General features: G+C 59.7%; 21 protein-coding genes. 9 read left to right on the forward strand and 12 right to left on the reverse strand.

From position 1 onward, the window contains the following. Window positions 1-163: 163 nt before the first annotated feature. Window positions 164-1,108: an EamA family transporter gene (locus IC231_RS03625; protein ID WP_190783228.1), complete on the reverse strand. Its 945-nt coding sequence runs from the start codon at window positions 1,106-1,108 to the stop codon at window positions 164-166. A 178-nt stretch (window positions 1,109-1,286) separates the two neighbouring features. On the opposite strand from IC231_RS03625, the gene IC231_RS03630 reads away from it, so the two are divergent. Both IC231_RS03630 and lpdA read left to right on the forward strand, forming a co-directional pair. Next, window positions 1,287-2,948 (forward strand): M1 family metallopeptidase, encoded by a 1,662-nt coding sequence (locus IC231_RS03630; protein WP_190783229.1) that lies wholly within the window; start codon window positions 1,287-1,289, stop codon window positions 2,946-2,948. A gap of 212 nt (window positions 2,949-3,160) precedes the next feature. Next, window positions 3,161-4,567, forward strand: coding sequence for a dihydrolipoyl dehydrogenase (gene lpdA, locus IC231_RS03635; protein WP_190783230.1), 1,407 nt, complete (start codon window positions 3,161-3,163; stop codon window positions 4,565-4,567). 76 nt (window positions 4,568-4,643) lie between these two features. Here the strand turns inward: lpdA and IC231_RS03640 are convergent, their stop codons facing one another. Further along, window positions 4,644-5,993 (reverse strand): diadenylate cyclase, encoded by a 1,350-nt coding sequence (locus IC231_RS03640; protein WP_190783231.1) that lies wholly within the window; start codon window positions 5,991-5,993, stop codon window positions 4,644-4,646. 688 nt (window positions 5,994-6,681) lie between these two features. Between IC231_RS03640 and IC231_RS03645 the strand changes: the two genes are divergently transcribed. The 3 genes from IC231_RS03645 to IC231_RS03655 all read left to right on the forward strand — a co-directional run bounded on the left by IC231_RS03645 (window position 6,682) and on the right by IC231_RS03655 (window position 9,566). Further along, window positions 6,682-7,374 carry a hypothetical protein gene (locus IC231_RS03645; protein ID WP_190783232.1) on the forward strand — a complete coding sequence of 231 codons (693 nt, stop codon included), beginning with the start codon at window positions 6,682-6,684 and terminating at the stop codon, window positions 7,372-7,374. Between the two features lie 104 nt (window positions 7,375-7,478). Continuing rightward, complete coding sequence (locus tag IC231_RS03650; RefSeq protein ID WP_190783233.1) at window positions 7,479-8,741, forward strand: S41 family peptidase; 1,263 nt, start codon at window positions 7,479-7,481, stop codon at window positions 8,739-8,741. A 156-nt stretch (window positions 8,742-8,897) separates the two neighbouring features. Further along, the gene (locus IC231_RS03655; RefSeq protein ID WP_190783234.1) at window positions 8,898-9,566 is read left to right on the forward strand and encodes a porin family protein; all 669 of its coding nucleotides are present in this window, start codon (window positions 8,898-8,900) and stop codon (window positions 9,564-9,566) included. A gap of 97 nt (window positions 9,567-9,663) precedes the next feature. Here IC231_RS03655 and IC231_RS03660 read toward each other — a convergent pair whose 3' ends face one another. Together IC231_RS03660 and IC231_RS03665 are read right to left on the reverse strand one after the other, a co-directional pair. Then, the gene (locus tag IC231_RS03660; protein ID WP_190783235.1) at window positions 9,664-10,122 is read right to left on the reverse strand and encodes a cold-shock protein; all 459 of its coding nucleotides are present in this window, start codon (window positions 10,120-10,122) and stop codon (window positions 9,664-9,666) included. Between the two features lie 344 nt (window positions 10,123-10,466). Beyond that, window positions 10,467-11,087, reverse strand: a complete 621-nt coding sequence (locus IC231_RS03665; RefSeq protein WP_190783236.1) for a pseudouridine synthase — start codon at window positions 11,085-11,087, stop codon at window positions 10,467-10,469. 234 nt (window positions 11,088-11,321) lie between these two features. Here IC231_RS03665 and IC231_RS03670 point away from each other — a divergent pair, with 234 nt between their 5' ends. After that, window positions 11,322-12,812 (forward strand): pectate lyase family protein, encoded by a 1,491-nt coding sequence (locus IC231_RS03670; protein ID WP_211538843.1) that lies wholly within the window; start codon window positions 11,322-11,324, stop codon window positions 12,810-12,812. A 19-nt stretch (window positions 12,813-12,831) separates the two neighbouring features. Here IC231_RS03670 and IC231_RS03675 read toward each other — a convergent pair whose 3' ends face one another. From IC231_RS03675 to IC231_RS03685, 3 genes are all read right to left on the reverse strand, one after another. Next, window positions 12,832-14,214: a serine hydrolase domain-containing protein gene (locus IC231_RS03675; RefSeq protein WP_190783237.1), complete on the reverse strand. Its 1,383-nt coding sequence runs from the start codon at window positions 14,212-14,214 to the stop codon at window positions 12,832-12,834. Between the two features lie 44 nt (window positions 14,215-14,258). Continuing rightward, the gene (locus IC231_RS03680; RefSeq protein ID WP_190783238.1) at window positions 14,259-14,963 is read right to left on the reverse strand and encodes a LytR/AlgR family response regulator transcription factor; all 705 of its coding nucleotides are present in this window, start codon (window positions 14,961-14,963) and stop codon (window positions 14,259-14,261) included. A 194-nt stretch (window positions 14,964-15,157) separates the two neighbouring features. Further along, entirely contained in the window at window positions 15,158-16,270 is a 1,113-nt protein-coding gene (locus IC231_RS03685) for a sensor histidine kinase (protein ID WP_190783239.1), read from the reverse strand. 228 nt (window positions 16,271-16,498) lie between these two features. Between IC231_RS03685 and IC231_RS03690 the strand changes: the two genes are divergently transcribed. Then, window positions 16,499-18,946: a TonB dependent receptor gene (locus tag IC231_RS03690; protein ID WP_190783240.1), complete on the forward strand. Its 2,448-nt coding sequence runs from the start codon at window positions 16,499-16,501 to the stop codon at window positions 18,944-18,946. Between the two features lie 295 nt (window positions 18,947-19,241). Next, window positions 19,242-20,582, forward strand: a complete 1,341-nt coding sequence (locus IC231_RS03695; protein ID WP_190783241.1) for an erythromycin esterase family protein — start codon at window positions 19,242-19,244, stop codon at window positions 20,580-20,582. A gap of 136 nt (window positions 20,583-20,718) precedes the next feature. On the opposite strand, the gene IC231_RS03700 is transcribed toward IC231_RS03695, so the two are convergent. Beyond that, window positions 20,719-21,387, reverse strand: coding sequence for a head GIN domain-containing protein (locus IC231_RS03700; RefSeq protein ID WP_190783242.1), 669 nt, complete (start codon window positions 21,385-21,387; stop codon window positions 20,719-20,721). Window positions 21,388-21,721: 334 nt separating this feature from the next. Between IC231_RS03700 and IC231_RS03705 the strand changes: the two genes are divergently transcribed. After that, a complete protein-coding gene (locus IC231_RS03705; RefSeq protein ID WP_190783243.1) occupies window positions 21,722-22,372 on the forward strand; it encodes a T-complex 10 C-terminal domain-containing protein in 651 nt (216 codons plus the stop codon). A 59-nt stretch (window positions 22,373-22,431) separates the two neighbouring features. On the opposite strand, the gene IC231_RS03710 is transcribed toward IC231_RS03705, so the two are convergent. From IC231_RS03710 to IC231_RS03725, 4 genes are all read right to left on the reverse strand, one after another. Beyond that, window positions 22,432-23,568: a hypothetical protein gene (locus tag IC231_RS03710; protein WP_190783244.1), complete on the reverse strand. Its 1,137-nt coding sequence runs from the start codon at window positions 23,566-23,568 to the stop codon at window positions 22,432-22,434. Window positions 23,569-23,651: 83 nt separating this feature from the next. Beyond that, the gene (locus tag IC231_RS03715) at window positions 23,652-24,521 is read right to left on the reverse strand and encodes an AraC family transcriptional regulator (RefSeq protein ID WP_190783245.1); all 870 of its coding nucleotides are present in this window, start codon (window positions 24,519-24,521) and stop codon (window positions 23,652-23,654) included. Between the two features lie 450 nt (window positions 24,522-24,971). Beyond that, entirely contained in the window at window positions 24,972-25,784 is an 813-nt protein-coding gene (gene bla, locus IC231_RS03720) for a subclass B1 metallo-beta-lactamase (RefSeq protein WP_190783246.1), read from the reverse strand. 76 nt (window positions 25,785-25,860) lie between these two features. Then, entirely contained in the window at window positions 25,861-26,304 is a 444-nt protein-coding gene (locus IC231_RS03725; protein ID WP_190783247.1) for a DinB family protein, read from the reverse strand. Between the last annotated feature and the right edge of the window lie 130 nt (window positions 26,305-26,434).

A 26,434-nucleotide genomic window follows, 5' to 3' on the forward strand; every position in this document is an offset into this window, starting at 1 on the left:
CCAACTGAACGGTGTAGAGACGCAATATTTTGCGTCTCGTCGCTGAACAGTCTGCGCTGCGCCCCCTTCCGGATCAACGTCAGCAACGACGAGGCGCAAAATATTGCGTCTCTACACCGTTCAACCGGCATGTGGCTGCGAAACCGCTCCGTAGCCCAGGGTTTCAACCCTGGGAATCCTCTACCGGCCGCGTTGGCCGCCTTCCGCCCAGCACCACCAGCGCCACGGCCACCACAATCAGGGCCGCGCCTCCCAGCATTCCGGTATTCAGGGTTTCGCCGGCAAGAGCCCAGCCCAGGAGCACTGCCACCACCGGATTTACAAAGGCGTAGGTGCCCGCCAGCGCCGGCTCTACCACCCGCAGCAGCCAGATGTACGCCGAAAATGCCACGAACGAGCCGAATGTAACCAGATAGGCAAATGCACCCCACACCTTAAGTGGAACGTGGCTCACCTGAAACACAGCGGCCTCACCGTGCAGCAGCCCCGCCACCAGCAGAAACGACCCGCCGCACAGCATCTGCATGCCCACTCCCAAAAACGGTGAGCCGCCGATGGGTTTCTGCCGGGAGTAGAGCGAGCCGACCGACCACATCAGGGACGCCAGCAGCACCGACACCGTGCCGAGCAACGGGTGCCCCGGCAGCAGCACGGGAGCCGTGCTGCGGGTGCTCATCAGTAAGCCCAAGCCGCCCATGCCCAGGGTCAGGCCCAGCAGAACTTTGGCGGTGGGGCGCGGTGCCAGACCCGAAGCCCAGCCCAACAATGCCAGGAACATGGGCACCGTGGCAACCAGCAGCGCCGCCATACCCGACGGAATATACTGCTGCGCGAAAGTGGTGCCGCCATTCCCGAACAGCGGCAGGCACAGGCCCACCACGGCCGCCCGTTGCCAGTCCTGCCGGCTGGGCGCTGCCGCGCCGCTCAGCCGCACGGCCCCATACATGAGGGCACCAGCCAGCAGAAAACGCATAGCCGATAGCAGAAACGGCGGCCAGACGCTCAACGCCACCTTGGTAGCCAGATAAGTGGAGCCCCAGACCAGGTACAGCGCCAGCAGTGCCAGCACAATCAGGAAACGGGGAGCAGCAGCAGAAGTAGCGGGCATAAGGCAGGCGAAATGGAAGCACAAACCTACGGGCGTTTTCGCTCCCGACCAGTTCATGACTTGCGCCGGGCCCACTCCGACCCGGCATTTGCACGGCTGCAGCCGGCCGGTAGGCCCAACGCAACGTAGCTTGCACGTTCGAGTCTATTGGGATTCTGTTTCTGATTTGCTTTCTGCTATGCCGCGCGTTTTACTATTGCTTGCGTTTTTCCTTGCCTGCCAGAGCCACACCGCCACGGCCCAGCTACTCCAGCCCCGGCCGGCCTTCACCCGCGCCGACTCGCTGCGCGGCAGCCTCACACCGTTGCGCACCTGCTACGACATCAACTACTACCACCTGGATGTGAAGCTGGATGTAGCCAACCGCGCCCTGAGCGGCTCCAACCTATTCCGCTTCACGGCCGCCCAAGACTTCACACGCCTGCAGTTCGATTTGTTTGCCAACCTGAAGGTGGACAAGGTAGAGTACCAAGGCAAATCGGTGCCGTTTACGCGCGAGGCCAATGCGGTATTCGTCACGTTTCCGCAGCCCATCCGGCAGGGTGCCAAAGACGAGTTTCGGGTGTACTACTCGGGCCAGCCGACAGTTGCGAAGAAAGCACCCTGGGACGGTGGCCTCGTGTTCACGCAGGATGCCCAGGGCAAGCCGTGGGTAGCCTCGGCGTGCCAGGGCGTGGGCGCCAGCATCTGGTGGCCTACCAAAGACCATCAGGCCGATGAAGTGGACTCCATGCTCATCAGCATAGCGGTGCCCAAGGGCCTGAAGGACGTCTCGAACGGACGGCTGCGTAAAACCACCAAGCTGAAAGGTGGCTACACCCGCTTCGACTGGTTCGTAGACAACCCCATCAACAACTACGACGTGGCCCTGAACGTGGGCGACTACCAGCACTTCAGCGGCAGCACCTATGCCGGCGAGAAAGGCCCGTTGACAGTCGATTACTGGGTGATGCCTGAAAACCTGACGAAAGCCAAAGCGCACTTCACTGCCAACGTGCCGCCTATGCTCAAGAGCATGGAGCACTGGTTCGGGCCCTACCCGTTTTATGAAGACGGCTACAAGCTGGTGGACGCGCCGCACCTGGGCATGGAGCACCAGAGCGCCGTGGCCTACGGCAACAAATACCTCAACGGCTACCTCGGCCAGGACCGCTCCAACACCGGCTGGGGCAGCAAGTGGGACTTCATCATCATCCACGAAAGCGGCCACGAGTGGTTCGGCAACAACATCACCAGTAAGGACATTGCCGATATGTGGGTGCACGAAGGCTTCACGTGCTACTCCGAGGCGCTGTTCGTGGAAAGCCAGTACGGCAAGCAGGCGGGGCAGGAGTACATCCACGGGCAGCGGCGCAACATCCAGAACAACGGCCCCATCATCGGGACGTACGGCGTGAACCAGGAGGGCTCCGGCGACATGTACGACAAGGGCAGCAACCTGCTCAACATGGTGCGCACCGCCCTCAACGACGACGAGAAGTGGCGCCAGATTCTGCGCGGCCTCGGCAGCACGTTCTACCACCAGACTGTCACGACCGAGCAGGTGGTCGGCTACATCAACCAGCAGAGCGGCCGCGACTTTACGCCCATCTTCGACCAGTACCTGCGCCACCCCGGATTGCCTACGCTGGAAATCCGCTTCGAGCAGGACAAGGTGCTGGCCCGCTGGATTGCCGATGTGCCCGCCTTCGACCTGCCCGTGCGGGTGCGTACCAAAGGCGGCGAGTACGTGGCCCTGCCGCTCACTACCAAAATGCAGCCGCTGGCCGTGCCCGGCCTCACCAAAGACAACCTGGAAGTAGACACGTTCAACTACTACATCGGCGTGCTGGTGGAGTAGGGGCGCTTGGTACGTCATTCCGAGCTTGCCGAGGAATCTCGCTTGCTGATGTCTGCTTGATAATCCAGCGTCAGCACGCGAGATTCCTCGGCAAGCTCGGAATGACGTGCTGTTATGGTGTACTATCATAACACAACTCACAAATTCGCCGCTTCACAACTTCACCGTCCGTACCTTCGCCCGTAGTTGATTCTCACCGAATTCACCTTAGCATGAACCAATACGACGTTACCGTCATCGGCTCCGGGCCCGGCGGCTATGTGGCGGCCATCCGCTGCTCCCAGTTGGGCCTCAAAACCGCCCTCATCGAGAAGTACGACACCCTGGGCGGCACCTGCCTCAACGTGGGCTGCATCCCCAGCAAGGCCCTGCTCGACTCCACCGAGCACTACCACAACGCCGCGCACACCTTCAAGGAGCACGGCATTGAGCTGAGCGACCTGCAGATTAACATGAACCAGCTCATCGACCGCAAAAACGGGGTGGTGAAGGCCAATACCGACGGGATTCAGTTCCTGATGAAGAAAAACAAAATCGACGTCATCCACGGCGTTGGTTCGTTTGTCGATGCAACCCACATCAGCATTGCGCCCACGGCCGGCGGCGAGGCCCAGCAGATTGAGACCAAAAACGTCATCATTGCCACCGGCTCCAAGCCCACCGTGCTGCCCTTCATCCAGCAGGACAAGCAGCGCATCATCACCAGCACCGAGGCCCTGAATATCCGCGAAGTGCCCAAGCACATGATTGTGATTGGCGGCGGCGTTATCGGGCTGGAAATGGCGTCGGTGTACGCCCGCCTCGGCGCGAAAGTGTCGGTGGTGGAGTTCATGGATTCGCTCATCCCGACCATGGACCGCGGCCTGGGCAAGGAGCTCAAGCGCATCCTGGGCAAAATCGGCATCGAGTTTTTCCTGAGCCACAAGGTAACCGGCGCTACCCGCGAGGGCGACGCCGTGACCGTAACCGCTACCAACCCGAAAGGCGAGGAAGTGAAGTTTGAGGGCGACTACTGCCTGGTAGCCGTGGGCCGCGTGCCCTACACCGCGGGCCTCAACCTGGAAGCCGCCGGCGTACATATGGAGGAGCGGGGCCGCATTAAGGTGGATGAGCACCTGCAAACCAACGTGCCCGGCATCTATGCCATCGGCGACGTGGTGCGCGGCGCTATGCTGGCCCACAAGGCCGAGGAAGAAGGCGTGTTTGTGGCCGAAACCATTGCCGGTCAGAAGCCCCATATCAACTACCTGCTCATCCCCGGCGTGGTGTACACCTGGCCCGAAGTGGCCGGCGTGGGCTACACCGAAGAGCAGCTCAAGGAGCAGGGCAAGGCCTACAAAACCGGCAACTTCCCCTTCCGCGCCTCGGGCCGCGCCCGCGCCTCCATGGACCTCGACGGCTTCGTGAAAGTGCTGGCCGACAAGGAAACCGACGAAATCCTGGGCGTGCACATGATTGGCCCCCGCATCGCCGACCTCATTGCCGAAGCCGTAACGGCCATGGAGTTCCGCGCCTCCGCCGAGGACGTAGCCCGCATGAGCCACGCCCACCCCACCTACGCCGAAGCCATGAAGGAAGCCTGCCTAGCCGCTACGGAGAACCGGGCAATTCACATGTAATTCCGCGCTGCAAAGCGGATACTAAAAGCGGCTGCAACTCCTGGGAGTTGCAGCCGCTTTTGTATTATGGCCTATTCTAGCCTATTTGAGTAATGAGCATGCCGTGCCTGAATATCATAATTGGGCCATCTTCGGATACCTTTATAGAGATTCCATACGTGCTAGCGTTCCAGGCAGCTGTCGTACGGGCTCCAGAGTACCGTTCTAATTTCTCAATTTTAAGTTCTGCTAATTTTTCTGGAGATGGTTGTCCAATCATACATGCCACATCTTGTACTGTACCTGTTCTCGAAATAACTAATGCACCGTCTATTTTTGCTGAGGTAGTTATTATTCTTCTTTGAATCTTATCTGTAATTTTTAGTCCCTTTATTGAGTCTCTTAAATCTCCATTTGCTTTATTTTTTTGATTGATATCAGGTATTATTTCGGTTATTGTTGCCAAGACATCGGGTATTAATATCAATGCTCCTTGTTTTTCATAGGATAGATTTAAACATATCTTGAGAATAGATCTAGACATTTCTTCGTTTAAGAATTGTTTAAGCATCTTGTAAATATTATTATAGTTGAGATAATGCCATCTTCCTTGTGTTTTATAAAAAGTTGATTTATTTGCTAGTTGTAAATAAATATCTCCGTTTTCAGTGGTTATAAATAAGCATGTTCCCTTTACTAATAACTTTGATATTGATGTTAAGTCTTCATGTGGAGAAAATAACTCATCCGATTCGCTTTCTTCATAAGGTATATCAAACAATCCAAATAAATCACCTGCAAAACCAACACCAGCTATTCCAATATTATGACTGCTCATAGCAGCTCGGAGCCATTTCTCAGCCATTATCCCTTTTGCAAATGGTATAGATTTTTTAAATGGAATAAATCGGCTTCCTAAAGGCGTTTGTATCCATTCTCGTTGTTTTGTCATAAATAGGCATAAAGAAAATGGCTTGTTTTCATACCGTAAGCTAACACTATTTTCAACTATCTGCATCCATTGTATTATTGGTTCAGTACTAAAGGAGGAGAATTTTGATATAGCTCTGCGAAACTGTGTTTGTCTTAATGATATCCATAATTCTGAATGTTTTTCACTTAAGGGTAGGGTTTTGATATCATCGTTGAATACTTTGCAAAAGTAGTTTGCAAAGTTTAGATCTAACTGTTCTGGCTTTTGTACTGTGGTCAATAAGAGTGCTTTGTGTGGTTGTCTTGGTTTATTATTGTCGTAAATGAGACATACAACGCCATTGTTAATTTCACTCCAAAAAGCATATTGCCCATTCAATCCTAAATTATTTTTCTCTTCGATTGCTGGGATAATTGTATTTTGATCAATTTCTTTATGGTTAGTTATTGGGAATATATAATGCAAAGATGAGAGAAGTTCTTCTTTGGTTTTGGGGCTTGCAAAGCGGTCCATTAAGTAGGAATGTTAGTAGGAGGTTGATGAAAGCACAAGTATAATGTAGTCAATAATATACATCAGTTAGTTGTTTCACGGAGTCGCTTGGCTGTACTGATTGGTTCCCAGAGCTTATCACCTATGCTGCGCTGCCATATCTATGCACCTCTTTAGGTATACGTTTTCACTGGCGCGAGCCAGTAGTTCGTACTGAACTTGTAGTAGATGCTAGACCTCTTATACTACCGCCCAGCAACCACTGGTAATATACCAGTCTGTCTTCACGTCTTCTGTACCAGTTTAAACCCGTCCTTGGTTACTTGGTACTATTGGCCCTGAATGGTGATGGTTTCGCCTTCCAGCAGCTTGCTTAGGTTCTCGATGTTGCCTTCAATGGTGTTCAAGATTATTGCGCCAACAAGATAGCACCACTTTCCTAACGCAAAAACACCAAAACCACTCCACCCAACCCCTTCCCTGTGGGAAGTGCCCGGATACGAATACACCCAAGCCCTTCCCGAAGGGAGGTGCGCCTAAATAAATGCATCCGGGCACTTCCCCTCGGGAAGAGGGCAGATGTGATTATTCCCAAGCATTTCCCGGGGGGAAGAGGATGAAAATTTTTATTTCCGGGCACTTCCCTTAAGGTGGAGCTTGCGGCGGAAATGCTACCTTATCGGCATCTTCTACCTTACCCTCTTCTATCATGTCCGATTCGCTTACGCCGGCTCCGGCCGGCACGCCCAAACCTATCCGCCGCACCAACCAGCTGCCCACTTCGGAGGTGGCGCTGGCCACGCTGGCCACCACCGTAGCCGGGGCCTGGCAAGCCTCGGGGCTGCCCGACCTCCTCTGGCTCAAAAAGGAGGACCTAGCCGCCCAGGCCGCCGACTTCGCCCGGCACCGCACCGCCGCCGATGCGGCCGGCGACACCCGTACGCCCCAGTCCAAGCGCCTCCAGGCCCTCGACAAGCAGGTGGCCAAGGGGTTGCCCTTCGTGAAAAACTACCTCGCCGAGGAGCACGAGGAAAATGAGGGCCGCTCCTACTACCCCGAGTTCGGTATCGAGAAAGTGGGCCACAAATACGTTCTGCCCGCCGCCCGCACCGAGCGGGTAACAGCCCTCAGCAAGCTGCTGCTGGCCCTCAAAGCCCACAGCTTCGATAAGAAGAAGTACGGTACGGCCTTCTGGCAGCCGCTGGCCCAGGAGTACGCCCAGCTGGTGCAGGAGAGCACCGCCACGGCCGGCGAGCGAAGCAGCAAAGTCAGCACCAAAAGCCAGGGCGAGGTGCAGCTGCGCAAGGCGCTGGGGGCCCTCATCCACCACCTCAAAGCCAACTACCCCGACACGTTTGCAGCCCAGCTACGGGCGTTTGGCTTCCAGAAGGAGAGCTACTAGACTTAGCTACCCAGTGAAGTACTCGGCAGAAAACCGACTGAAGCTTTGGAAGCTTTAGTCGGTTTTTTTACAGCTAGTTTTGGTTGCCTTACCTAGCTATTTCCATGACTACTCTATTCCGCTTTGCCTGCTGGCTGCTGCTGGTGCTTGGGCTGCCCGGCTCGCTTCGGGCCCAGGCCCCCCTCACGCCCGCCCAGTACCAGCAGGATTTCGACTACTTCTGGACCACCATCCGCGACAACTACTGCTACTTCGACAAGAAGCAGACCGACTGGCCCCGGGTGCGGGAGCTGTACGAGGCGCAGTTGCCGGGCATCAGCACCCGGGCGCAGTTTGTGCGGCTGCTGGAAAATGCCCTGAACGAGCTGTACGACAATCACGCCAGCCTCTCCACCAACCTGCCCGACTCCCGCCGCCTGGTGCCCACCGGCACCGACGTATGGGCGCGCTTCGAGCAGGGCAAGCCTGTGGTGGTGGCCGTGCGCCCCGGCTTCGGGGCCGAGCGGGTGGGGCTGCGGCCGGGTATGGAACTAGTAGCCATCAACAAGGTGCCCGTGGACCAGGCTATTGCGCCCCTGCTGGGCCGCAGCCTGAAAACCGTGGACGCCGCCGCCCGCACCCTGGCCCTGAACCTGGCCCTGGCCGGCGACCACCGCACCCCCCGCCAACTGACCGTGCGCACCCGGGGCCGCCTGCGAAATCTCTATCCGGACGCGCCCACTGCCCAGCTGGAGCACATCCGGTATGCGGGTTTGCTGGAAAGCCGGCAGCTGGGCACCGTGGGGTACATCCGCATCAACAACAGCCTGGGCAACAACCGGCTCATTGCCGCCTTCGATAGTACGCTGGACGCGCTGGCCGGTACCAGCGGCCTCATCCTGGATCTGCGCGAAACGCCCAGCGGCGGCAACACTACCGTGGCCCGGGCCATCATGGGCCGTTTCCTCACCCAGGAGCAGCCTTACCAGCGCCACGAGTTTCCGGCCGAGGAGCGGCAGTTCGGTATCCGGCGCAGCACGCTGGAAATCGTTTCGCCCCGGCTCCGGCCTTACACCCGGCCTTTGGTGGTACTGGTGGGCCCCTGGACGAGCAGCATGGGCGAAGGCATCACCATCGGGTTTGATGCCCTGGGACGCGCTACCATCATAGGCACCGAAATGGCCCGCCTCAACGGCGCCGTTACGTCGTTTAGGCTGCCCAATTCCACCTTCGGCTTCAACATTCCCACCGAGCGGCTCTACCACGTAAACGGACAGCCCCGGGAAAACTTCGTGCCCGCCGTGCGCATTGCCCCCGACCCCCAGGGCACTACCGATACGGCGTTGGCCGGTGCGCTGCAACGGTTGCAGGTTCCAGCCCGCCGCTGACGGCCGCCGGTACACCGGTGGCAGATTCACATTGTTTTTCCAACAAAAGTCGGCTGAAGCTCTGGAGAGCTTCAGCCGACTTTTTATGTGCCCTGTGCAACGCCGCAACAGTGCCGGGGCTCTGTAAGGAAAGCTCACTCTCTATCCTTCACGATTATGCATGTTTTTCCTCGTCTCTTGGGCGGCCTGTTGCTGCTGCTGGCCGGCAGTGCCCATGCCCAGCTGGGGCTGCGCGCCGGTGCCAACACCACCACTATTGCCACTAAAACTCCCCAGCCGAGCCAGCAGGCCAGCGCCGACGCTAAAACCGGCTACCAAGTGGGCGTATTCTACGAGCACAGGGTAAACACCCGCTTCTCAGTGGTGCCGGAGCTGCAGTTCAGCCGCCAGCACACCCAGCTGCGGGTGCGCGACTATGCCATTGCCGATGGGGGCTATGCCGCCGATTACCGCCTCAGCCAAAGCTACGTGCACCTGCCCGTGCTACTGCGCGCCCGTTTCGGCTGCTTCTATGCGGAGGCCGGCCCCCAGGGTAGTCTGCAGGTGGCTTCCCGCGAAGTCGGGGGGGAAGAAATCGAAACCATTGCCGGCTCCTTCCGGCGCGACTTCGACCGCGCCGCCACCGACAGCTACAGCCGCCTGGATGTGGGCGTGTGTGCCGGTCTGGGCGTGCAGCTGCCTTCGGGCTTTGGGATAGGTGTGCGGGCCAGCGCCGGTCTGCTGCCGCTCACGCCCAAGGAGCAGCGCCTGCAAGACTTCTCCATTGAGCTGCGCAGCCAGATGGTGCAGGCATCCGTCAGCTACCAGCTGCGGCCTCGTTCCTAGAGACGGCAAGCGCACCACAATGTCATTGCCCTAAACGCCAAGCGGCCGAGGCTCCTGGGAACCTCGGCCGCTTGGCGTTTGAATGAAGAGTGCCGGATTATTCGGTGTCCAGTTTCACTCCAGTGGCGCTCGGACCCTTCGGACCCATTTCTACCTCGAAGCTCACCTTGTCGTTTTCCTTGATCTGCTGCAGCACGTTGTTGGCATGCACAAAGATGCTCTGCTGGGTCAGTTTATCCTTGATAAAGCCATAGCCCTTCGAGTCGTTGAAGAACGTAACCGTACCCTTGCGGATCGGGTCTTCCTCCACCATATCTTCCTGGCGGATGGCACCAATGCGGATGTCCTCGGTTTTGATTTCGCGCTTTTTCTTGGGGTCCGGCGGCGTGGCGGAGATGTTGCCATCCTCGTCGACGTAGGCGAGCATTTCTTCCAGGCCCTGGCCTTTCTTGGCGTTAGCCTGGCGCTCTTCCTTCTTCTCGGCCTTTTCGTTGCGCTTCTTTAGTCTTTTTTTCTCGTTTTCCTTCTTGCCGAAGGTTGCCTGCGATTTGCCCATGCTGTGGAGTTGAGTGATATGTTTGCCGGATGGCGGTGAATATGCTGCTGAGACGTTGTTATACGTGCATAGATAAAAACCGATATTCAGTAACGATAGTTCAGTAACCCATAAGGCCCGCCAACCGCTGGGGTTGCCGGGAATAGAATAGGATAAAAACGACGGGTAGCTGGATACGCCGGGAGGCCTGCTTACTGGCAGACCGCGCCCGGCCGAAAGCCAAAGATAAGCAGGACGCCGCAGCTTCGGGCATACCTATTTTTCGGCCGCCCTGCTGCCCGGTATGTCGCCGTGTGGTAACAGCGCATAAAGTAGCCTTTTGCCCGCCAAACTAGCTGCCCGAACTATTCCGGCTCGGTGGCAGTGAAAGTGGCCGCCAGGCTGTCTGGGGGCAGCAGCTCTGGTACTTCGCGCACTTCGCCGGGCTGCAGTCCGCCCAGCCGGATGTGCCCGATGCGCACCCGCACCAGCCGCAGCGTGGGAAAGCCGGCAGCGGCCGTCATTTTGCGCACCTGCCGGTATTTGCCCTCCGTCACGGTAATGCTCACCCAACTGGTGGGGCCGTGCCGGTCGTCGCGGATTTTGCGGGGGCGGGGCGGCAGGTCGGGCGGGGCGGGTAGGCGGAAGGCGGCGCAGGGCAGCGTGCGGTAGCGGCCTTCGGGCACGCCTATTTCCACGCCCTGCTGCAGCAGCGCCACGGCTTCGTCGGTGATGAGGCCATCTACCTGCGCGTAGTATTCTTTCTCCACGTCTTTGCGGCGCACCCGCTCACTCACGCGGCCATCGGTGGTGAGCAGTAGCAGTCCTTCACTGTGCTCATCGAGCCGGCCCACGGACATGGTGCCTTCGGGAAAGTCGTGCAGCACCCCCAGAAACTTCTTCTTGCGGGCCTCGCGGGCATCTTCGCTGACGAACTGACTGAGGTAGCCGAAGGGTTTGAAGAGCAGAAAGTGACGGTGGGGCATTCGGAAGGAAAAGGAGTAATGGGCCGGCCGCGGCAGGGCCAGCGGATGCAAAGCTACAACAGCGCCTGCCGTACGGCGCAGCTGGCAACGATGCCGGCATCGATTGCGCAAAGAAATATCCCTGCGCATGCGGCCCGCGCCCGGCTCCGGGGTTAGTATCAGACTGCCGAAGGCCACAACTACTATTCGTGCCTACTGCCATTGACCCGCGCTGCCGCTCCCACACCCTACCGTATGTACCGGAAATTCCGCCTCTCTCAATTCCCCCGTATTCTTTCCATCGGCGGCCTTGGTGCGCTGGCAGTGTTGGCCACGGCCACCACGCCGACAGCGGCACAGCAGTTGGCGTTTCCGGGGGCCGAAGGGGCCGGCCGGTTCACGAGTGGCGGCCGGGGCACGGCGGCGGTGCCCACCACGGTGTTCGAAGTCACTAACCTGAACGACGACAACCAGCCCGGCAGCCTGCGCTACGCCCTGACCAAGGCCGCGCCGGCCCGCACGGTGGTATTTCGGGTATCAGGCACTATTCATTTGCAGTCGCCGCTCACCATCAGCAAGCCTAACACCACCCTGGCGGGTCAGACCGCGCCCGGCGACGGTATCTGCCTGGCCGACTACCCGGTGAGCGTGAAGGCCAACAACGTCATCATCCGGTTCGTGCGCTTCCGGATGGGCGACAAAAACCAGAACAAAGGCCAGGTAGATGGCGGGGGCGGCGACGACGCTTTCGGGGGCGTGCGCAACAGCCGGCTCGTCATCGACCACTGCACCATGAGCTGGAGCACCGACGAGGTGCTGTCGGTGTATGAAGGCGACAGTACCACGCTGCAGTGGAACCTGCTGAGTGAGCCGCTGAACTACTCCTACCACTTCGAAACCGGCGACAAGGATTTTGAGCGGCACGGCTACGGCGGCATCTGGGGCGGGCAGCACGCCACCATGCACCACAACCTGTTTGCGCACTGCAACAGCCGTACGCCCCGCTTCAACGGCAGCCGCTACACGCACCCGGCCGGCTTCGAAAACGTGGATTTCCGCAACAACGTCATCTACAACTGGGGCGAAAACAACGTGTATGCCGGCGAGGGCGGCAACTACAACCTCGTGGGCAACTACTACAAGCACGGCCCCAGCACCAAGGAAAGCGTGAAGGCGCGCGTCGTGAATCCCTACAAGCTGGATAAGGGCAAAAACCCGCTGCCCTACGGCAAGTTCTACCTCAGCGGCAACTACGTGGACGCCAGCGCCGACGTGACCCGCCACAACTGGCGCGGCGTGACCATGAATGGCGGAACCGCCGCCGATACCGTGCTGTCGAAGGTAAACCAGCCGTTTGACCTGGGCCCGGTAGCTACGCAAAGTGCCCCGGATGCCTACGCCGCCGTGCTGCAGAGCGTGGGCGCTAGCTTGCCCCGCCGCGACACCCTCGACCAGCGCATTATCCGGGACGTGACGCAGCGCCGGGGCCGCCTGATTGATGTGCAGGGCGGCTATCCGCACGGCACACCCTACAGCGTGTCGCAGAAAGCCTGGCCGGAGCTGAAATCTGCCCTGGCCCCCACCGACACCGACCACGACGGCATGCCCGACGCCTGGGAAAAAAGCCACGGCCTTAATTCCCAGGATGCTGCTGACCGCGCCAAAACTGGCCCTGACGGCTATACTATGCTGGAAGTGTACCTGAACAGCTTGGCGATACTGCCTACGGCGCCCAAAGGAAAGTAAGAGCGGGTAGACCCGCGGCTTATTCCCGCGTGAACAGGTATTTGCTGCCGCCCTGGTTCAGGGTGAAGGTATGCGTGGCGGCATCAAAGTCCATGACGATGCCGGCTGTGTCAAACACAAACTGGGTTTTGGAGCGCGCCGTGAGCGGAAACGCACCCTGGCCTGTTGCCTGCGCCATGAGCGTGGCTCCGGAGGCCGTAACGCTGATTTTTAGCGGCATCTGCTGGCTGGCGTAGTTGCCGGTGAACTGGCTGATTTCCTGGGCTGTAAGGGAAACGGTAGGTAGCACCGTAGAATCGGGCAGGCGGTAGGTGCGGCCGAAGTAACTGGATAAAGCGCCAATAGCAAGGTCGTTGCCCGAGAAGCCGCTGGAGCCGTTCGTGCACAAGGCCAGCGTGAGCTTTTCGGCAGGGAAGTAACTGAGCGAAGACCGGAAATTGTCGATGGCACCGCCGTGGCCTATGCTTTTGCGCTCGTAGAACGGAATCGTCATCAGGCCTGCGCCATACTTGTCCTGCATAGTCTGCATCTGCTGCAGGGTGGCAGGCTTCAGCAGCTTGCCCGCATACAGACCCTCGATGAAGCGCGCCAGATCCGCGGGCGTCGAGACGATGGAGCCCGCGCCGCCGGGAATGCTCATGTCGGTTTCCGGCTCGGGCTGCCAGGCGGTGCCGCTCCATTTGAACGAGGCCGCCTCGTGCTTTTTGCCGTCGATGCGGCCGCCGTAGTAGGTATCCTTCAATTTCAACTTGCCGGTGATGCGCTTCTGTAGGGCTTTCGCGTAGGGCTGTTTCGTGACCTTCTCCACGAGGTAGCCCAGCAGCACGTAGTTGGTGTTGCTGTACTCAAACTTCGCGCCCGGCTCGAAATCCACGGCTGGCTTGGCCATGATTGCCAGCAGCTCAGCCTGGATTTTGGGCTGAGTCATGTACTGCTCGTAGGCCGGGTCGTCGGTGAAGTTGTGCAGGCCGCTGCGGTGGTGCAGCAGTTGGTTCACGGTAATTTTGGAGGCGTTTGGCATCATCGGAAACCAGGTGGCAATGGGTGCGTCCAGCTTGAGCTTGCCTTCTTCCACCAGCTGCATCACCATGGTGGCCGTAAACGTTTTCGTGATGCTGCCGATGCGGTAGCGCGTGGCCGGCGTGGCAGATACGCCCGGCTGCTCCAGCCCAATGGCGCGGCTATACACCACCTGCCCGTTCTGCGACAGTACCAGGCTGCCCATCAGCTTGTTGTTAGCTTCGAGGGCCGTAAAGAGGCTATCGAGCTTGGCTTTGTTGAAGGGAGCGGCGGCGGCGTTTTGGGCAGGTGCCAGCGCTGGCGTTTGGGTGGCGGTTTGGGCCAAAGACGTGCCGGCCAGCAGCACAGGCAGCATCAGCAACGGGAGAAACTTGCGGAACATGACGAAAGGGTATAGGGGAGAAAATTGAAAAAAAGATAGCACAATTACTTCTTGAAATAGGCCAGCAACTCCGCACGGTGTGAGTTGCCGATGGGCAGCAGCGTATTGTCGTGGAGCAGCACGTTGTCGGGCTGGAGCATGCGGATGTGGGCGGCGGCCACGATGAACGAGCGGTGCACCCGCACAAAGGCCGGGCCCAGCACTTCCAGCATTTCCTTCATGGTGTGGTGCAGCAGGTAGCTTTTGGTGGCCGTCGTGATTTTCACGTAGTCCTTGCAGCCTTCCACATACACAATGTCGCGGTGCGGTACTTTCAGCAAGCCCTGACGCTCCTTCACCAGCAGGTACTTTTCGTCGGCCGTGTCGGCGGGCGGGGCGGGCTGGGTGGCGGGCAGGCGGGCCACGGCCTTCATAAACCGCTCGTAGCTGAAGGGCTTGAGCAGGTAGTCGAGCACGTCTAGCTCGTAGCCCTCGTAGGCATACTCGCGGTAGGCGGTGGTCAGCACGGTTTTGGGCGGATGCGTGAGGCTTTTTAGGAAGTTCAGGCCCGTCACCAGCGGCATTTCGATGTCCAGAAACAGCAGATCCACGGGGTGCTGGGCCAGGTGCTCGTATGCTTCCATGGCATTGCGGCACTTGCCCGACAGCGTCAGCCCCGGCGTCTGGCCGATGAACTGGGTGAGCACCTGGTGGGCCAGCGGCTCATCATCCACAATCAGGCAACGAACAGGGGCGGGGGTAGTAGTCATAGCTGAGCAGGTGATGAAGTGATTAGGTGATGGAGTAATGAAGTGATAAAAGGAACGTCATGCTGAGCGAAGCCGGAGGCGTAGTCGAAGCATCTCTACCGCTTCGTTAGATACTGCCACAACGAAGCGGTAGAGATGCTTCGGCAAGCTCAGCATGACGTTCGTTGAGCATCACGTTCTGTTACACAGAAAAACTACACCCGCAGCGTCAGCTCGGCGCGGTAGCGGCCGTCATGCTCGGTGAGGTGCAGCTCGTGGGCGTTGGGATAATACAGGTTGAGGCGCTGCCGAATGTTCTGCAACCCGATGCCGCCGCTGCGCTTGGGTGAGGCCGCCGGGGCTTCGGGCAGCATGTCGTTTTCGATGAGAAAGTGCAGCTGGCCGGGCGTGGTGGTGAGTGTAGCCTGCACGGTGGCCGCATCCGAGAAGTGGTGGCGGCCGTGCTTGAAGCTGTTTTCTACTAGCGGCAGCAGCAGCAGCGGCGGCACCTGCACGCCGGCCGCGTCGCCCACGGCTTGGAACTCCACCCGTGCCCCGGCGTACTTGCGCTGCTCCAGCTCGAAGTAGTTTTCCAGGAACTCCACCTCCTCGGGTAGCCCAATCTGCGCCTTGCCGCTGTCATAGAGCACGTAGCGCATCAGCTCCGAGAGCAGCAGAATGAAGCGCGGCGTCTCTGGCGAGCCGGCCAGACTCAGGCCGTAGATGCTGTTGAGCGTGTTAAACAGAAAGTGCGGCTGCAACTGGGCCTTCAGTTGCTCCATCTGCAGGGCCAGATGGTCTTTTTCGAGGTGGCGGCGGCGCTGCTCATGCTCGAAGGCCAGCCGCACAAACGCCACACAGCTGAAGGCCAGCAAATCGGTGAACAGCAGGCTGATGTGGTATTGGGCGCGGCCTAGCAGGGTGGCGGCGGCTTCCAGATACTCCTTTTGATAGTAAGTCGCCAGCTGGGGCGGGCTGGGTATGTACTGAAACAGGCCGTGGGCCAGCACTAGGTTCAGCTTGATGCCCCACCACGTGTAGAGCAGCGCGCCAATTCCCAGCAGCGCATAGCGCCGGCGGCGCAGCAGCAGTGGCAGCAGCCCCCGGTAATAGGGCACAATGTAGAGCGTGGCCAGCCCTGCGAACAGGATCAGCTGGGGGTAGGGAAAGTTGGCGCGCTCCGTAACCGGCACGAGGCGCCCGGCTTCCTGCATGAAGAAGTTGTATTTGTAGAGCCCCACATAGAGCACCCAGATCAGCCCTTCGAATACAAGCGGAAAACGACTGGGGCGGTCGGGGGCAGGAAGAGGGGCGGTGGGCTTTTGCATGGGGCCAAGTTGGCGGATTTTCTGGCCGCCTGCAGCATGCGCAAGGCCGGATTTCGACCAAAGGGGGTGTTTTTTTCGACCAAAAACCCGGGCCGGCTACTTGGTCGTGGCGAGGGCAGGAGTGGTCGAAAAACGCGTTGGAAACGCGCTGGGAGGATTTTGCTTTGTCCTATTCCCAGCCGGTTGGCGGTTGGGTTGCCCCTCGACACGCTCCTCACTCCCAGCTTCATGAAATACGACTCCGCTTCCCTGCTGCTTTTCTCCGCTCTGGCCGCTGCCCCGGCCGTAGCTACTGCCCAGACCACTCCGGCTGCGGCCACTCAGCGCGCCACGGTTGCCTCGGTTCGTGGCTCCGTGTCTGATAGCCTTTCCCGGCAGGCGCTGCCCTTCGCTACGGTGGTGCTCCAATCCGACGCCACTTCGGTGCTCAGCACCGTCAGCAACGAGCAGGGCGCTTTTCAGTTCGAAGGAGTGCCGGCCGGCCGCTATCAGCTGCTGGTGCGCTACATCGGCTACAAAACGCCCGCGCCGCTGGCCGTGGAAGTAAGCACGGGCCAACCTTTGGTGCTGGCGCCGGTGCTGCTAGCCGCCACCGGGCAGCAGCTGAAAGGCGTGACCGTAACGGCCCGCAAGCCGTTCATCGAGCAGCGCGCCGACAAGCTGATACTCAATGTGGCCGAAAGTCCCATTGCCCAGGGTGGCAACGCTTCCGAAGTGCTGTCGCGCGCTCCGGGCGTGATTGAGCAAGGCGGCCGCTACCTGGTGCGGGGCAAAACGGCGCTGGTGCTCATCGACGGCAAGGCCACCAACCTCGGCGGCAACGACCTGGCCGACCTGCTTGCCTCGCTGCCCAGCAATACCCTCGACAAAGTGGAGGTGGTGGCCAACCCCTCGGCCAGATACGACGCCAATGGCGGGGCCATCATCAACATCCTCACCAAGAAAAACAGCGCTTTCGGGACCAACGGCAACGTGGTTGCCGGTGCCGGAGCTGGCCGCTTCGCCCGCTACAACGGCGGCCTCTTCCTGAGCTACCGCCGCGACAAGCTGAACGTGTTTGGGGGCCTCGACTACCAGCGCACCAAGCAGTACCGCCGCTTCGACAGCAACCGGGTGCTGAACCAGGAAACGCGCATCGATGAGGCGAGCTACAGCGTGACGGAGCGCAACAGCCAAACGGGCCGCATCAACGTGGACTACGACCTGACCAAACGCAGTTCAGTAGGCCTGCAGATCCGGGGCATAGCTAGCGCCCGCAAAACCAACGGCAATACTCACTCCACCGTGGCCAACCTGAACGGCCCGCTCAGCGCGACCAACATGCTGCACACCAACGGCACCGGGCGGGGATTCAACCCAACCATCAGCCTGTACTACCGCACGCTGCTGGATTCGGCCGGCGGCGAACTGAAGCTCAACGCGGATTACCTCACTTTCCATAAGCGCTTCGACGAGCAGTACCGCAACGCCGGCTTCGACTTGCAAAGCGAGGACGCCACGGCCAGTGCGCTGCGCACCTACTCGCCGGCCACCAACTCCGTGGCCTCTTTCACCGCCGACTACACGCGCTCCTTCGGCAAAGCCACGGCGTTGGAAGCGGGCCTGAAGTCTTTGCGCACCGTTACCGACAACGACATTCACTGGGAAAACCTGGATGAGGGCGGCAACTGGCTTAACGACGCGCAACGCACCAACCACTTCGTGTACCGCGAGTACATCAACGCGGGCTACGCCTCGGTGCGCCAGACGGTGAGCAAGAAAGTAGGTGTACAGCTGGGGCTACGGGCCGAGCACACGCACAGCGAAGGCGAGTCGCTGACGCTAAACCAGGTAAACAAGCGCGACTATTTCAACCTGTTTCCGAGCGTGGCGCTGGACTATAGCATGTCGGTGAAGCAGCAGTGGAATTTCAGCTACCAGCGCAAGATTGACCGGTTCCGCTTCGACATCGTCAACCCCTTCCTGACCTACATCAGCCCTTATCTGTACTACCAGGGCAACCCCAACATCCGGCCCTCGTTTTCGCACAACTTCTCCGTTTCGCATAGCTACAACAGCGCAGTGGCTACCTCGCTGAGCTACGGCCGCCACACCAACGCCCTGGCCAGTGTATTCCGGCGCGACCCGGCTACCAACGTCCTCATTCAATCCGACGCGAACCTGAGCCGGGCCACTACGCTGGACGCCAACATGAGCCTCACCAAGCAGATTGGCGGCGGCGCAATAACCACGGTGAATTTTGTGGGGGCCACGTACGTCCGTTTCTACTCCCCCACCATGCCTTGGCTGAACCAGTCGAGTGTGGGGGTAATGGCCAGCAGCAACACCACGGTGAACATGCCGAATGGCATGCGGGCCGAGCTCAACCTGTTCTACCGCACGCCGCTCACGTACGGGGCCTACTCGTTCAAAGCCCAGTACAACGGCAGCATTGCGGTGTCAAAGCCAGTGCTGAAAGAAAAAGGCACGCTCACGCTGACCGTGCTCGACCCACTGAACCTGCAAGTAAACCGCTACAACACGCGGGCGGAAGGTGTAAGGGCGTACAGCATCGATAAAACCGAAACCCGCTTCGTGCGGCTGAATTTCAGCTACCGCTTCGGCAACCAGAAAGTGAAGGCCATCAAAACCCGCCGCACGGGCATTGAGAGCGAGAAAATGCGCCTGGAAAACTAGGCTGCCGAACCTAATGTCCGCGGCTGTTTCCCCGCCCCGGTGCTGCTTCCTGTCTGGAAGAGGCGCCGGGGCGAAGCGGTTGCAGGGCCGCGGTAGGCACGAAATACATAGCCCGAAATTTCGACCAACAGGGGGCATTTCTTCGACCAAAAAACCGGGCCGTCTGATTCGTCGCCTCATGGCCCGCCGTGGTCTAATAAAGCTTCTTTTCGCCTCGGCAGGGCCATTCCTTTGTATCGTTGCCAGTCGCTGAACGGCTGGCTTTTCTCTCCCGACACCTCCTTTCCCCGGTCCCATGAAAACCTTGTTCCGCTCCCTGCTCGCCGCCGCTTTGTTCACCGGTGCTTCCTGCACTGCCTCGGCCCAGACGGCTCCCGCCGCCCCGGTAGCACCTGCCGCCGACACGGCCCGCATCACGCTCAACCCGGCCCTCATCAACGCCGTGAACACCCAAACCTTCGAGCAGTTCCGCGAAACGGTGCGCCCGCTCATCGCCCAGATGGCTGGCAAACGGGTGGTAAGTATGGGCGAAGGCACCCACGGCACGGCCGAGTTCTACAAGCTGCGGTTCTGGTTGACGCGCATCCTGGTGGAAGAGCACGGCTTCGACCGGCTAGCGCTGGAAAATACCTACGGCGACACCTACCTGCTCAACCAGGCGCTGCAGCAGCGCCGTAGTACGCCCGCCAGCCTCAAGCCCCTGATGCAGAGGCACCTGCTGGCTATGTGGCAAAACCAGGAAATGGCTGACGTGCTGACTTGGATGCAGACGTACAACCGCACCCACCGGCGCGACGTGGAGCTGACCGGTATCGACATCATGTTCGTTACCGCCGATGCTCAGTTGCTGCAGGCGGGGCTGGCCAAAGTTCGGAACCCGGAAGTGCAGGCGGCCACGGCGCAGCTGCTGAAAAACGCGCAATACAACGACAACTACTGGTACAAGCTCAGCGACCCGGCCTTCAAACGCAACCGCCCGGAGTGGCTGGCCAATGGGGGCGAAGGCTACAAGGCCGCCGATAAAGTGCTGGCGGCATTGGCCACGGCCAAGCTGCCCCGCAAGCAGCAGGAAGTGCTGGCCGGTGCCGCCAAAAATGCCCGACTGGCGTTCGATGTATTCTATCAGTATGAGGTGTTCAAGCGCAATTCCTCCCGCGACAGTGCCTTCGCCGAAATGACCAAGTTCGTGGCCGGCCCCCGCCACAAGGTGATTGTGTGGTCGCACAACGCCCACGTGGCGCGCACCGTGGCCGCGGCCGGCGACAGCAACGGCGGTGGCACCGGCGACTTCCTGGAGCGCATGTTTCAGGGACAGTATTATGTGCTGGCTACCGGCACGGCTGGCGGCACCTTCGCCGCCACTACTGACCGCTTCATCTCGCCGGCCAGCGTGATGACGGCCCACCCGCTGCCACAGGCCAAAGCCGGTTCCTGGGAGGCTTCCCTCAGCCAGGTAGCCAGCCCGGTGTATTTCTTCAATACGCATCAGCTCGGAGCCCAGGACCTGCAGCGCCCCCTGCGCCTGGTGGGCCAGACGGTGGGCAGCGAGGATTTCTACAGCGACACCCAACTGGGCAAGTCCTATGACGCGCTGCTGTTTGTGCGCCAAAGTACGGCCGCCACGCCCCTGCAGTAGCCTCTGCTTATGTGTGGTATTGCGGTGACATATTGGGGTGAACTACTTAGGTGTACTATACAAAACGGCGGTAGCTCATCAGGAGCTGCCGCCGTTTTCTTATATGATGATATCGGGTGCTGAATAGCGAAGTGCGCTACCGCGTCACCCGCGCTTTGCCCTTGTTGCGTACGTCGCTGGCACCGGAGCTGCGCGCCGACAGTTCCTCTTCCACAAAAACGTAGGCATCGGAAGCACCGGAGGCCTGTACATCGGCTTTGCGGCTTTGCAGGTTGGAGGCCTGGTAGTCGCTGCTGCCGCTGATTTGTACCTGCTGGCGCTCTGCGTGGCCCGAGAGGCGGACGTCGGAAGCGCCGGATGCCTGCACAGTCAGCCGTTGGGCATCGAGGCGCAGTGTCACATCACTGGCGCCGCTAGCCTTAATGCTGAAATCGTCGGCCTTGAATGTAGACTCGCTCTTGATGTCGGAGGCGCCGCTGGTTTCCACACCGGTCAGGCGTGGGCAGGTCACGTACACCGTTACCTTTTTGTTGCTGAACAGCTGCATAGGCGCATCCTTGTCGCGGTAAATCACGAGCGTGCCATTCTGTACTTCCGTCCGGATGTACTTCTCCACGTCGCTGTCGGCTTCCACTTTCACCTGCGTAGCCGGGCCCTTGGTGAGCACTACGTTGCAGGCCCCGCTGGTCCTGAGTTTCTGGAAAGCGGCTACCTGCCGGAGTTGCTGCGCCTGCCCGGCAACTACAGAAACGGCGCTGAGCACAGCCGCTACGGCCAGCGACTTGAAGAAGGGAGAAGTACGCATAACAACAAGGCTGAATGAGAGAAAGAACTGGCTTACACTTGCATAGATGTAGCTGCCGCTGCCGCCGTTGCTCGGCCCACCAGATTTTTCTCTATCAGCAGTTTTAGGTTGACAAACTAGAGTTCTATCCCCGTCAGCAGTCTGAACACAGCAGGCTCTGTTTGAAAGTTGTGGTAGACAAAATAACCGCTTAAGCAAGGGCCAATTCCTAACGGTACAGCTACTGCAGAAGCGGAAGGGCGCAGCAGCTTCCGCAACCTCACTGCAACCTCAGCCGTATCAGCCCCCCGTATAGCCGCCCGGCTATATCCGGTTTCCACTGATCCTGTTTTTCATGAATAAGACCCTGTTCCTTGTGTCCGCAGCCGCTACGCTGGTGGCCGCTTCCTGCACCCAAGACAAGCCCGCCGCTGTAGATGCGGCTACTACCCCGGCTGCCGATACGGCGGTGGTAGTTTCGGATGCTAACCTGGCAGATACTGCCGCCTACCGCACCGATGCTGACCAGCTGGCTGCCCGCATTGCCGAAGACCTCAAGCTGACCGATACGGTAGTCGTAACGCGCATCGAGAAAACCTATTACACCCGTGGCCGCCGCCTCAACGAAATCGAGACGCGCTACGCTACTGATACTACCGGCCGCTACGCTGCTCTGCGCCAGGTAAACGACGACACGGACCGCGAGGTGAAAACCATCGTAACGGACCCGAACCAGTACAATACGTACTCGTCCAACCGCGGCACTTACTACGACGGTACACCCTACACCACCGTAACCGTGCGTGAAGATGCTCCTGCGGCTCGTCGGAGCAGTGGCCCGGCCATTGTGAAGTATGACAAGAAGAAAAACGGCGAAACCAAAATTGTATATGCCAACGGCAAGACCGTGAAAGTAGACAAGGACGGCGACCGGAAAGTAGAGTACCCCAGCGGCACCAAGGTGAAGCGCGACGCCGACGATGGTAAGGTGAAAGTGAAAGACTAGCTTTCAGCTACGCAATAAGATAAAAGCCTCCGCCCGTTTTCGGTGCGGAGGCTTTTGCGTTAATCGGCGGGGCGTGCGCTGGTCACGCCATAGCGGCCCAATTCAGCGTCAATCCGCTGGTTCCAGCGTTGCTGCCCGGCTGCATCAGTGCCGTGGTGGGTTTCGGCGTCGTACTGGTCCTGCAGGCGGTTCATTTCGGTGAAGGACTTCAGGTACTGCAGCTGCAGGATGCTGTTATAGTCCTCCACGGTCAGGCTGTCGGCGGTGGCTTTGCGCCGAAACCGTTCGGCCACCAGCTTCACCAGATCAAAGTGGCGCTGCTCATGGTTGAGGTGAGACGCCGTCTGCTGGCCCGGCCCCACCCACGACGAACTGCGCACCACAAATACCTGCAGCGTCAGGTCCAGCTCCACAACGCCGTTCTGCACGCGCGGCTGCCCCCGGTAGGCGAAGCCGGGAAACACCGCCGCAGCATAATCGCCGGAGCGGGGCTGCCCCGTAAAATCGGACCAGCGCAGCGGGCGTGCCGGGTCGTAGAAAAGCGTGTCGGGCTCGGTGCGGCGCAGGTCGTTGTGAAACGTGGGGTGCACGCCCGTCGCCAGCCGCACATCATGGGCAGTGGCGGCGTTCATCCAGCCGTTCAGGTAGCGTAAGGCATCGGTGAGGGAACGGCGCAACGTGGGCTCCACCAAGCTGTGGTCGGAAGGAAGGCGGCCATAGCGGGCCCCACCGCGGTATTCGGTCAGCAGGAGCGGAGGCCCCTCGGGCCGCTGCCACTCAAATGCCAGCTGCAGGGTTATCGGGCCTTCTATCTGCCCTCCTGATGCGGCTGTCTCCGTCACGCGGCATTCCTTTATCCGGATGATAATCGGGCGCTGCGCTGCGTTATGAGGCAGGCTTTTCCGGAAAAACTGCTGCAAAGCTTCTGTTCCGCCGCCCTGCAAATCAACGGCGACAGGTGCCCCCGGCAGGGCACCGGGTTTGGCCGGTGCCGGCAGCAGCCAGGTCACGGCCGTGCGGTCGGGCCGCTCATCCCGCACTTCCGCAATGGTAAATGTGGTGGGTCGTATATCCAGCGGTACCACTTGCAGCACCAATGGCTTCGGTGGGCCGGCTGGCACTGCGGCCAGCACCACCAGCAGTAACAGGAGCCAGCCGGCGACTCCCGGCCAATTATTTGGGCGGGTATCAGCCATGAAATACGTCGGTGAAGGCAACCATCAGGTGCCATACATGCGGCGGCAGTGGTGCGTTCCGCCCGTTCAGGAAAATCGGATGGCTAAGCCGCAGTGCGCTGCCGGCGGTATTCGGTAGGGCTGTAGCCGGTGTAGCGCCGGAACGTCTTATTGAAGTGCGACAGGTTGTTGAAGCCGCTGGCGTAGCACACTTCCGTCACCGAGAGGTCATCGTCCAGGAGGCGGCGGCAGGCCTGGCCCACGCGGTATTCCTGCAGAAATTCGGTGAGGGTGAGGCGGGTCATCTTCTTGAAATAGCGGCAGAACGCCGGCACCGACAAATGCGCCACCTCGGCTACCTGCTGCACCGAGAGGCTGGCCCGGAAATAGTGCTGTTCCACAAACTGATACACCCGGCTCAGGCGCTGCTGTTCCTTGCCGCTCAGGGCTTGGCTGCCTGCCCCGGCGTGCAGCGGCGTGTAGTCGTCGGCAACGGCCTGGGCCAAGCGCTGCAGCACCTGCAGCAGCAGCAGCAGGCGTGTGAAAGGCGGGGCCACCAGCAACTGCCGCAGCAGCTCGCCTACCGCAACCCGTGTGCGTCCGCCAAACGAAAGCCCTTCGTGCGAGCGGGACAGCAGCTGCCGGATTTCGGCCATTTCCGGGTGCTGCCAGAACTCAGGCCCCAGAAAGTCGGACCGTAGCTGCACTACGATTTCCTCGAATGGCGTGCCCGCCGGTAGTCCGTAGCTGAAGGTCAGGTGCGGCAAATCGGGCCCGATAAGTACCAGCTCACCCTCCTCGAACCGCGAAATATGCTGCCCGATGTGGCGCCGGCCGCTGCCTCGCGGAATATATACCAGCTCGTACTCGGGGTGGTAGTGCCAGAGCAGCCCGGCACTCTGGACTTCGGTATAGTGCAGCAGGGTAAAGGAGCTGTCGGCAGTTGGGTGGATGGGCTCAAACTGAAGCTTCATGGCGAGTAATGCCGTAATGGCTTGTTCTTTTTACAAGGTTAATACATTCGGTCAATACAGCACACGAATCGGGTAACTAGGGTGTAGTAGCGCCCTCATTTGCTGCCGAAATTGTATCAACCATTCGGCACTACTTTAAGCCGTATGCTACGGCAGTGTTTAAAGGCTGATAAGCATCTGGTTAACAAGTATTTGATAAGATAAAGAGCGAGCTGGTCTGAGAGATTCTGCGGCCTTAAAATGATAATAACTGGCGTAAGTCAGTCGGTGGGTAGGCCCCTAACCCTACTCACCACCACCATCTGGCGGCATTGGGTGGGAATTTTGCCGCCGGACCGTTCGCGACATGTATTTGCCGGACGATAAAAAAGCTGAGGCCTTTAGGTCTCAGCTTTTTTCGTTTTCGAGTCTTCCCACTGTAGCAAGTGTCGGTCTGGCTCGAAGCAGACCCTACAGACGGCCGTTCAAGGCCGTTTGCGGCTTGGGCGTTCTGGGTGCATTCAGTAGTTCCAGCGTGTGCGTCAGCAGGTTGCTGCTGCCCCATTGGCCGTGGCCCGGCACCACTGTTTCGGCTTTGGGGTAGCGGGCAGCCACTTTGCGCACCGTAGCGGGCCACTGCTTCAGGTTGGCCTCATCAATATTGCCAAGGTTGGGCGCCGCCGCCTCTTTCACCAGGCAGCCTCCAAAAAGCACCCGTTGCTTGGGCAGCCACGCCACCATATTGTCGGGGGCATGGCCGGCACCCGGAAAAAACAACTCCAGCCGCGTGCGGCCTGCCTTAATGACGGTATAGGGCTTAATGGCGGGCGTAGGGGTGCCGAAACCCAGCTTTGCAGCACGCTTGGCCGTGAGCGGCGTGCTGTATACGTTGATATGGTTGGCGCGCAGCACGGCCAACCCTCCCAGCCGGTCTTCGTGGGCATGCGAGATAACAACGAGCCGTACGCGCTGGTGCAGGCTGTCGGCTACCCAGCGCAGCAGTTCCAGCGTCTGGTCCGGGTCCCAGGCCGTATCCAGCAGCACCGCACCTTTGCTTGTACTGATGATGAGGCCGTTGGACGGAACGGGCGCGGCCGTGCCGGGGTAGCGGCGGTAAGAAGTGTGCACGAAGACATCCGGCGCTATGCGGCGTACCTGCAGGTGCAGTGGAGTCGGTTTCGGGCGGGGCGGCCGCGCCAGTACGAGCCAAGGAGCAAGCAGAAAAGCGGCCAGCAGCGCCAGCTGGCCTGGGGCGCGCAGGCCGCGCAAAAACGAAAAAAACATCAGCAGAGCAATAAACAAGCTCCCCTAACGGTCGGGGCACCAGGATAGTGCCCCGGCTGGCAAAAGTGCCACTCAATCAGGAAATCATCTGCCGGATATGGTGCTCCAGGTGCACGATATAGTCTTCGATCAGCCACCCCAGTGTCACGGCATAGCCGTTATCAAACGCGCAGCAATGCGCCAGCTTGTCGGGGGTGAGCTGCACAACAAGGCGGGCCAGCTGTTGGTTGTGGAGCGTCCAGAGCTGGAGCAGCTCGGCAACGGGAGCCGTGTGGTAAGCGCCGCACTCTACCCAGCCGTTCTGGTCGTAGGGCAGCACCTGGTAAGGAGCCGGCTCCAACTGGCACAGCACAAAGCGACGGTGGTTGTTCAGGGCCGAGTCAACCAGATGCCCCAGAAGCTGGCGGCGCGACCAGCCGCCCGGCGTCAGGGGGCGGCACAGGTCGCTTTCGGTGTAGGTCGGGAGCCGCTCGTTCAGCAGCGCCAGCATCTGGTGCAAACGCTGTAGTGGTTCGGTCACGGAAAGCCGTGCAGCTGGTGGCGTAGGCAAGGGTTCAGGAGTTGCCATAGGAACTACCAACGCGGGCCCCGACCGACTGAAATAGTAAAATAAGCCATCTGTAGTGCAATAGTTTCGGGCAAAAGTACGC

The sequence above is a fragment of the Hymenobacter duratus genome (assembly GCF_014698995.1).
In the GTDB taxonomy this organism is placed as follows: domain Bacteria; phylum Bacteroidota; class Bacteroidia; order Cytophagales; family Hymenobacteraceae; genus Hymenobacter; species Hymenobacter duratus.

Bases quoted from the DNA above. Each gene is read 5' to 3' on its own strand.
- lpdA (WP_190783230.1), top strand. From the start codon at position 3,161: ATGAACCAATACGACGTTACCGTCATCGGCTCCGGGCCCGGCGGCTAT.
- IC231_RS03655 (WP_190783234.1), top strand. From the start codon at position 8,898: ATGCATGTTTTTCCTCGTCTCTTGGGCGGCCTGTTGCTGCTGCTGGCC.
- IC231_RS03660 (WP_190783235.1), bottom strand. From the start codon at position 10,122: ATGGGCAAATCGCAGGCAACCTTCGGCAAGAAGGAAAACGAGAAAAAA.
- IC231_RS03625 (WP_190783228.1), bottom strand. From the start codon at position 1,108: ATGCCCGCTACTTCTGCTGCTGCTCCCCGTTTCCTGATTGTGCTGGCA.
- IC231_RS03695 (WP_190783241.1), top strand. From the start codon at position 19,242: ATGAAAACCTTGTTCCGCTCCCTGCTCGCCGCCGCTTTGTTCACCGGT.
- IC231_RS03690 (WP_190783240.1), top strand. From the start codon at position 16,499: ATGAAATACGACTCCGCTTCCCTGCTGCTTTTCTCCGCTCTGGCCGCT.
- IC231_RS03700 (WP_190783242.1), bottom strand. From the start codon at position 21,387: ATGCGTACTTCTCCCTTCTTCAAGTCGCTGGCCGTAGCGGCTGTGCTC.
- IC231_RS03710 (WP_190783244.1), bottom strand. From the start codon at position 23,568: ATGGCTGATACCCGCCCAAATAATTGGCCGGGAGTCGCCGGCTGGCTC.
- IC231_RS03675 (WP_190783237.1), bottom strand. From the start codon at position 14,214: ATGTTCCGCAAGTTTCTCCCGTTGCTGATGCTGCCTGTGCTGCTGGCC.
- IC231_RS03640 (WP_190783231.1), bottom strand. From the start codon at position 5,993: ATGGACCGCTTTGCAAGCCCCAAAACCAAAGAAGAACTTCTCTCATCT.
- bla (WP_190783246.1), bottom strand. From the start codon at position 25,784: ATGTTTTTTTCGTTTTTGCGCGGCCTGCGCGCCCCAGGCCAGCTGGCG.
- IC231_RS03715 (WP_190783245.1), bottom strand. From the start codon at position 24,521: ATGAAGCTTCAGTTTGAGCCCATCCACCCAACTGCCGACAGCTCCTTT.
- IC231_RS03650 (WP_190783233.1), top strand. From the start codon at position 7,479: ATGACTACTCTATTCCGCTTTGCCTGCTGGCTGCTGCTGGTGCTTGGG.
- IC231_RS03680 (WP_190783238.1), bottom strand. From the start codon at position 14,963: ATGACTACTACCCCCGCCCCTGTTCGTTGCCTGATTGTGGATGATGAG.
- IC231_RS03645 (WP_190783232.1), top strand. From the start codon at position 6,682: ATGTCCGATTCGCTTACGCCGGCTCCGGCCGGCACGCCCAAACCTATC.
- IC231_RS03670 (WP_211538843.1), top strand. From the start codon at position 11,322: ATGTACCGGAAATTCCGCCTCTCTCAATTCCCCCGTATTCTTTCCATC.
- IC231_RS03665 (WP_190783236.1), bottom strand. From the start codon at position 11,087: ATGCCCCACCGTCACTTTCTGCTCTTCAAACCCTTCGGCTACCTCAGT.
- IC231_RS03630 (WP_190783229.1), top strand. From the start codon at position 1,287: ATGCCGCGCGTTTTACTATTGCTTGCGTTTTTCCTTGCCTGCCAGAGC.
- IC231_RS03685 (WP_190783239.1), bottom strand. From the start codon at position 16,270: ATGCAAAAGCCCACCGCCCCTCTTCCTGCCCCCGACCGCCCCAGTCGT.
- IC231_RS03705 (WP_190783243.1), top strand. From the start codon at position 21,722: ATGAATAAGACCCTGTTCCTTGTGTCCGCAGCCGCTACGCTGGTGGCC.